This is a genomic window from Streptomyces sp. NPDC044044 (assembly GCF_056434405.1).
On sequence record NZ_JBWKFG010000020.1, the window covers coordinates 20,920 to 27,669 of the forward strand.

The window sequence follows — 6,750 nt, forward strand, 5'->3', positions numbered from 1 at the left end:
TCCCGCATTCGAGCACTACCGTTCACCCATTCGGGGAAGGCTCAACCGCCGCTGGTGCAACGGCAGTTGAGCCGAACCCATGCCGCTTCAGACCGAGGGGCGCGAGCGCAGCCCTTCGAGCAGGATGTCGAGCAGCCGCGACGAGGCCGCCGCCTGCTGCGCCGCGTCCGGCAGCGAGGGCGCGGCCGTGGCTATCACCAGGAGCACGTCCGACACGGTCACGTCCGCGCGCAGCTCGCCCGCCGCCCGCGCCCGCTCCACGAGCCGTCCGACGACCTCCAGGAGCGCGACCGCCCCCGGGTCGTCCGCCGCCGACTCCTCGGCCGGGGCCGAGCGCTGCTCGACGAGCCGCAGCTCGGGACCGGCCGGAGCCGCCTGCCGCTGCTGCGGCACGCGCGCCTCGTCGTCCCGGACCCCCGCGACCTCGTCCGCGACGCCCACCCGCAGCACCTGCGGCGGCAGGAGCCGTCCCGCGCCCGATGCGACGGACGTCCGCAGGAAGCGCGAGAGCGCCGACCACGGCTCGTCCTCCTGACCGAGCGCCGATCGCGCCTGGTCGGTGAGCCGGGAGGTCTCCTCCTCGGCTATGCGCCGCACCAGCACGTCCTTGCTGGGGAAGCGGCGGTAGACCGTGCCCACGCCGACCCGTGCGCGCCGGGCCACGTCCTCCATCGGCGCGCCGTAACCCAGCTCGCCGAAGACCTCGCGCGCCGCGCGAAGTACGTGCTCAAGATTGCGCTGTGCGTCCACACGCAGCGGTGTCGAACGCGGTCCGTCCCCCATGTCGCGTCCGTTCCCGCTGGTGGCGACGGCTGAAGCCGACGCCATGCTCGAAGTCCAGTGAGATTCCTGAATGCTCATACGCGTTCCCCCGGTAATGGCGTCTCCCCCCGGAGACACTCCCCGCCATTGGCTACCGAAGTGTGAGGAGCAAGCCCGAATCCCGAGCCCAGTAGCTGGACTCGACGAGCGCATCCCCCGACACCCCGACGACACACGAACATAGTTGAGCCAGAGTCAATTCAGAAGAGGCGGGTTCCGCACAGAGCTCCCCCCGATCGGAGTACGCACCGATTCCGACCTGAATGCACCCCCCGGCCTCCTCCCTCTTCCCCCCGCTGACCTGCGTACTTTCCATACGCGGAGCCAAGGCCCGCACGGCGCGCCGCAGGCCGCGACCGGTCACACAAATTGCCGAGGCTGTGGACAAACTCCAGAGCTGGGTGCGTCATGGGATGGTGAAGGAACCTGTGCGCATTCTCGTTGTGGGCGGCGGCTACGTCGGCATGTACACCGCACTGCGCCTCCAGCGGAAGCTGAAGCCGGAGCTGAAGCGGGGCGAAGTGGAGATCGTGGTGGTGACGCCCGATCCCTATATGACCTACCAGCCGTTCCTGCCCGAAGCCGCGGCCGGCTCCATCTCGCCACGGCACGTCGTCGTCCCGCTCCGCCGCGTCCTGGACAGATGCCGGATCGTCATCGGCGAGGTCAAGACGGTCGACCACGCCAAGCGCACGGCGTCCTTCGTCACGCTCGCCACCGAGGACGAGGGCTCGGGCGCCGTCGACATCGCGTACGACGAGATCGTCCTGGCACCCGGGTCCATCTCGCGCACCCTGCCCGTCCCGGGCCTCGCCGAGCACGGCGTCGGCTTCAAGACCGTCGAAGAGGCCATCGGCCTGCGCAACCACGTCATCGAGCAGATGGACATCGCCTCCTCGACGCGTGACCCCGCGGTCCGCGACGCGGCCCTGACCTTCGTCTTCGTGGGCGGCGGCTACGCGGGGGTCGAGGCGCTCGGCGAGCTGGAGGACATGGCCCGCTACGCCTCGCGGTACTACCACAACGTCAAGGCCGAGGACATGAAGTGGATCCTCGTCGAGGCCTCCGGGCGGATCCTCCCCGAGGTCGGCGAGGAGATGGGCAAGTACACGGTCCGTGAGCTGCGGCGCCGCAACATCGACGTACGCCTGGAGACCCGTCTGGACTCGTGCGAGGACCGGGTCGCCGTCCTGAGCGACGGCGCGCGCTTCCCCACCCGCACCGTCGTGTGGACCGCGGGCGTCAAACCGCACCCGGTGCTCGCCGCCACCGACCTGCCGCTGAACGAACGCGGCCGCCTCGACTGCACAGCCCAGCTGGCCGTGAACGGCCACGCGCACGCGTGGGGCGCGGGAGACGCGGCAGCCGTCCCCGATGTGACCGCGGACGAGCCCGGCAAGGAGTGCGCCCCCAACGCCCAGCACGCGGTGCGCCAGGCCAGGACGCTCGGCGACAACATCGCAGCGTCCCTGCGCGAACAGCCCCTCAAGGAGTACACGCACAAATACGTGGGCTCGGTCGCCTCCCTGGGGCTGCACAAAGGTGTCGCACATGTCTACGGACGGAAGTTGAAGGGCTACCCTGCCTGGTTCATGCACCGCGTCTACCACCTGAGCCGCGTGCCCACCGTCAACCGCAAGTCCCGGGTGCTCGCCGAATGGACCCTGTCAGGCCTGTTCAAACGCGAGATCGTCTCCCTGGGGTCGCTCGAACACCCGCGTGCGGAGTTCGAACTCGCGGCCGGGGGCAGAGGCCCGAAGGAGTCCTCCTGACCGGAGGCAGGAACTCCCCGCGTGACACCGGCGTCTGACGGATGTCAGTCCGGTCGGCCAGACTGTTCGTGTGACCATGGGCGGGCCAGGACCGCCGGAAATCCCCGCCCGATCCAGAAGCGACATCACGAGGCCTACCGCAGTGAACTTCACGCGCTGGAGCGCCCGGCTCCCCGGAACGCAGCGCCGCGCCGCGGCGCGCACCGACCTGGGGATCTCCCCGCCACAGCGAGCCGAAAGCTCGGTCCCTGCGGCCCGCGCCGAGGGCGGCCAGGAGGGCACGACCCTCACCCCGGCCGCCGGCGTCGACGAACTGCCGACGCGCGAGGTGCTCGACCGCATCCCGGCCCTCGTCGCCCTGGTGCACGGCCCCGAGCACCGCATCGCGTACGTGAACGACGCGTACGCCACCGCGTTCGGCGACCGCCCCGTGGGCGAGCCCGCCCGCGACGCGCTGCCCGAGCTGGAGGAGCTCGGCCTGCTGCCGCTCCTGGACCAGGTCCTGCGCAGCTCCAAGCCGCGCACGGTCAAGTCCCGCAAGGCGCCGAGCGGCCGGTCGTACACCTTCACCTGCACGCCCGTGACGCTCCCCGTGAGCGGCTCCGCAGCGGGCCTCAAGGACGACGGCGTCCTCGTCTTCGCCGCCGACGTCACCGACCACGCGGAGGCCGCCGAGCGGCTGCGGGCCAGCGAGCGCACCCAGCGCGAGACGGCCGTCACGCTGCAACGCTCGCTCCTGCCCCAGGAGTTGGAGCAGCCGGACGACCTGCGCATCGCCGCCACGTACCAACCGGGCGGCACGGAGGCCGCGGTCGGCGGCGACTGGTACGACGTGATCACCCTCGGCGGCGGCCGCACCGCCCTGGTCATCGGCGACGTCATGGGGCGCGGCGTCCGCGCGGCGGCCGTCATGGGCCAGCTCCGCACGGCCGTGCGCGCCTACGCCCGCCTCGACCTGCCCCCGCACGAGGTCCTGCAGCTCCTGGACGGCCTCGCCGCGGAGATCGACGCCACCCAGATCGCCACCATGGTCTATGCCGTGCACGACCCGAACGAAGGCAGCCTCGTGTACGCCTCCGCCGGGCACCTGCCGATCCTCGTACGGGACGAGGGCGGCACGATCCACCGCGCGGAGGAGCCCACCGGGCCGCCGCTCGGCACCGGCGGCTGGCTGCACACCTCGGGCTCGGTCCCGCTGGGCCCCGGCTCCACCGCCGTCCTCTACACGGACGGCCTGGTCGAGCGGCGCAGCGAGGACATCGACGAAGGCGTCGCCTCCCTGGAGCGCGCTCTGGCGGGAGCCACCGGCACACCTCAGGTGGTGTGCGACCGGCTGATCCGCGCCCTGGGAGTGACGGCCGACCACGACGACGACGTGGCGGTCCTGGTCCTCCAGCACCCCGCGCGCAAGGGCCTGGACGCCGAGCTGTTCCGCAACGCCGCCCTGGAGCTGCTCGGTGGCGTGGAAGCGGCGCCACGCGCGCGTGCCTTCGCGACCGGCGTCCTCGCCAGCTGGCGCTTCCCGCCCGAACTGCACGACCTGGGAGTGCTCGCGGCCAGCGAACTGGTCGCCAACTCCCTCCAGCACGGCACGCCACCGATGCGCCTTCGCCTGCGCCGCACGGACCGCCGCCTGATCATCGAGGTGACGGACGGCGACGACCACCTGCCGCGCCGCCGCCGAGCCGAGCCCGCGGACGAGGCGGGACGCGGCATCGCCATCGTCGCCACGATCGCCTCGAACTGGGGCTCACGGCGCACACCGGGCGGCGGCAAGGCGGTCTGGTGCGAATTCGCGCTCCCGCGGGGGTAGCGCCGCAGGAGCGTCGTACGAGCGTTCAGGAGCCGGCGGGCAGAGGCTCCGCGGACTCGGACTCCGGGGCGCCCTGAGCGACGACCCGGCTCTTCGCCACGTACGGCTGGTTCTGCAGCGGAGTGAGCTGCCGCCCCAGACGCACCGCGAGCACCGTGATGCCGAGCGAGAACAGCAGGAACGTCACGATGTACGGCCCGTGCAGCGCGGCCCCCATCGGGCCGCCGACCGCGGGCCCCACGGCGAGCGCGAGCTGCTTCACCAGGGCGAAGGCCGAGTTGTACTGACCGACCATCCCGGCCGGAGCCAGATCGGCGACCAGCGGCGCGACGGTCGGCGACAGCATCGCCTCACCGAGCCCGAAGAGCGCGTACGTCGAGATGAACGCGGCGGTGGCCATGGCCTGGCTGCCGTGGCCCATCCCCGCGTACCCGGCCGCGATCCACGCGACGGCCCAGATGAGACCGACGGCGGCGATCACCCGGGACCGCTTGCGCCGCTCGACGAACTTCAGGACGGCGAACTGCGCGATGACGATCACGGCGGTGTTGGCGGCGAGCGCGATGCCGAGCGTCGACGGCGAGATCCCGGCCGCCTCCACGCCGTACGCGGAGAGACCCGACTCGAACTGGCCGTAGCAGGCGAAGAACAGCACGAAGCCGAGCACGCACAGCTGCACCATCGCCTTGTGCCGGAGCAGCGCCCGCAGACCGCTCTGCGGCGCGGACCCGTCCTTGGGCATGGCGTCCTGGATGGACGGCGCGTGCGGAAGCCGCACGGTGACGGCGATCGCGGCGAGCACCAGGAACATCACGGCCTCGATGGAGAACAGCGTGATGAAGCTGCCCGGGTCGTGCTCGTCGACGATCTGGCCGCCGATGAGGCCACCGATGCCGAGGCCCAGGTTCTGCAGGAAGAACTGCATCGCGAAGGCACGCGTGCGCGTGGTGGGCGTCGAGCACCAGACGATCATGGTGGCGAGCGCAGGCTGCATCACCGCCGTACCGGCGCCAAGAAGGGCCGCCGAGACGATCGCGGTCGCCTCACTGCCGGCGAACCCGAGCGCGAGGGCACCCACCGAGGCGGTGAGCGAGGCTCCCATGAGTACGGGGAGGGGGCCGCGGCGGTCGATGACGCGCCCGGTGACGGGCAGGACGATCAGCGCGGCCATGGCAAAGGCGGCGAGCACGATGCCCGCCGTACTGGCCCCGAGATCCCGCACCTGCGCCACGTACACGTAGAGGAACGGAACCGTGAACCCGACGCCAAACGCGCTCAGCGCGCTGCCTACCTGAATACGACGCATCGCTGCGCCCATCGCCCTGGTCACTTTCACCTGCCTTAGGAGTGTTGGAGGAGTTAGCCATGAAGACTTCGAAGCTAAAGTTAGAGCCTAAACAGTACACACAGAAGAACTTCAACGCCAAGTGAGGGCGTGCCATACTGCGGGCCATGGGTGACACTCCCGGCCCCAGTGAGCCGACTCTCGAAGAGCAGATCGCCGCCTACCAGCGGGAGTTTCAGGACCTCGACCCCCAGGTCGAGGAGATCGTCTCGGCCCTCGGCCGCCTCAACCGGCGGATGAGCGTCGCCTACGGGCGGCAGACCGCGACCCTCGGCATCAGCAACGCCGAGTGGGAGGTCCTCAAGGCACTGGTCCTCTCCGGCGCCCCGTACCAAATGGGCCCCGGCGAGCTCGCCAAAGGCCTCGGCCTCACGCCGGCGGCCATGACCCACCGCATCGACCGCATGGTGACGGAGGGCCTGGTCACCAGGGACCGGGACGAGAACAACCGCGTGCGCGTGATCGTCGAGCTCACCGCGGAGGGCCGCGAGAAGTGGCTGGAGGCGATGCGCCTGGCCACGGTCTTCGAGGAGGACCTCCTCCAGGACCTGTCCCAGGAGGAGCGCGGTGCCCTCGGGGAAGTACTGACTCGTCTTCTGCGCAGGGTGGAGCACGCCCAGCCGGACGCGGGCGGCCGCCTCACCGACCTGGACTGAGGGCCGGACGAGGGGTGACGAGGGGTGGGGACTGCGCCCCACCACGGCGTTTGACAGTCACCCACTGGATCCGTAAGGTTCTTCGGGTTGCCACGGAGCCGTAACGGTTCTGCGACAGCACATCCCGCCGCTGAGACGCGGCAAAACAAACTCTGCACGACATCCCCCCGGGAACGATTTCGGTATGCCCGAAATCAATTCCAGGACTCGATTATGAGTAGCCGGGAAGAACCGCTAGAGTTTGAGACGTCGGAACGGCCCAACAGCCGGGAAGACAAACCCCGCTGACTGGGAATCAGGCCCGAAAGGATCTGGTAGAGTCGGAACCGCCGGAAAGGGAAA

Annotated in this window: 5 protein-coding genes; 3 read left to right on the forward strand and 2 right to left on the reverse strand. The window is 70.5% G+C overall.

Annotated features, from left to right (window positions below):
* Nucleotides 1-87 precede the first annotated feature (87 nt).
* Nucleotides 88-861, reverse strand: coding sequence for a TetR/AcrR family transcriptional regulator (locus tag AC07AG_RS42405; RefSeq protein WP_478762528.1), 774 nt, complete (start codon nt 859-861; stop codon nt 88-90).
* A gap of 374 nt (nt 862-1,235) precedes the next feature.
* On the opposite strand from AC07AG_RS42405, the gene AC07AG_RS42410 reads away from it, so the two are divergent.
* Nucleotides 1,236-2,594, forward strand: coding sequence for an NAD(P)/FAD-dependent oxidoreductase (locus AC07AG_RS42410; RefSeq protein ID WP_478762530.1), 1,359 nt, complete (start codon nt 1,236-1,238; stop codon nt 2,592-2,594).
* A 142-nt stretch (nt 2,595-2,736) separates the two neighbouring features.
* Nucleotides 2,737-4,407 carry an ATP-binding SpoIIE family protein phosphatase gene (locus AC07AG_RS42415; RefSeq protein WP_478762532.1) on the forward strand — a complete coding sequence of 557 codons (1,671 nt, stop codon included), beginning with the start codon at nt 2,737-2,739 and terminating at the stop codon, nt 4,405-4,407.
* 25 nt (nt 4,408-4,432) lie between these two features.
* Here the strand turns inward: AC07AG_RS42415 and AC07AG_RS42420 are convergent, their stop codons facing one another.
* Entirely contained in the window at nt 4,433-5,725 is a 1,293-nt protein-coding gene (locus AC07AG_RS42420) for an MDR family MFS transporter (RefSeq protein ID WP_478762534.1), read from the reverse strand.
* Between the two features lie 134 nt (nt 5,726-5,859).
* Here AC07AG_RS42420 and AC07AG_RS42425 point away from each other — a divergent pair, with 134 nt between their 5' ends.
* Nucleotides 5,860-6,408 (forward strand): MarR family winged helix-turn-helix transcriptional regulator, encoded by a 549-nt coding sequence (locus tag AC07AG_RS42425; protein ID WP_249589073.1) that lies wholly within the window; start codon nt 5,860-5,862, stop codon nt 6,406-6,408.
* Nucleotides 6,409-6,750: the final 342 nt, after the last annotated feature.

What these genes read in the sequence shown, in the direction of transcription:
- AC07AG_RS42420 (WP_478762534.1), bottom strand. Translation starts at nt 5,725, where the DNA reads ATGGGCGCAGCGATGCGTCGTATTCAGGTAGGCAGCGCGCTGAGCGCG.
- AC07AG_RS42410 (WP_478762530.1), top strand. Translation starts at nt 1,236, where the DNA reads ATGGTGAAGGAACCTGTGCGCATTCTCGTTGTGGGCGGCGGCTACGTC.
- AC07AG_RS42405 (WP_478762528.1), bottom strand. Translation starts at nt 861, where the DNA reads ATGAGCATTCAGGAATCTCACTGGACTTCGAGCATGGCGTCGGCTTCA.
- AC07AG_RS42425 (WP_249589073.1), top strand. Translation starts at nt 5,860, where the DNA reads ATGGGTGACACTCCCGGCCCCAGTGAGCCGACTCTCGAAGAGCAGATC.